This is a genomic window from Gilvimarinus sp. 1_MG-2023, assembly GCF_030548285.1.
This window is the reverse complement of the sequence record NZ_JAUOSC010000337.1, coordinates 1-372: the sequence shown is the minus strand read 5'-3', so window position 1 is coordinate 372 and position 372 is coordinate 1. Positions and strand designations below refer to the sequence as shown.

At 53.0% G+C, this 372-nt stretch carries 1 pseudogene; it reads left to right on the top strand.

The window, feature by feature from the left end:
• Positions 1-372 (top strand): annotated as a pseudogene (locus Q4563_RS17075) (protein kinase); the annotation flags it as partial.

Genomic DNA, 372 nt, shown 5'->3' with positions numbered 1-372 from the left:
CCTTAACGTTACCCAAGCTCGCCTGGTTCGCTTTTGCCGGTAATCCTTTTTGTGCGCCAAGGCAAACACATGCCGATTTCCCGTTGGTGGACGCTGAAGCGCTGGCCTTGACCGAGACCTTGGGACGAGGTGCTTCCGGAATTATTTCCCGGGCTTATTGGCAATCGCTGGAGCAACAAGAGATATTGCAGTCAGAGCAGTGGGTTGCGGTAAAGGTTTTTCACGGCGATGTGACCAGTGATGGCTACCCTGAGGATGAACTGGATGCCTGTTTGTCGGTGCCCGCCCATAAAAATCTTGTCACGGCGATGGCCCGTATCAACGCAAACAATATGAGCGCATTGGTGATGGAACTGATTCCTGCCCATTACC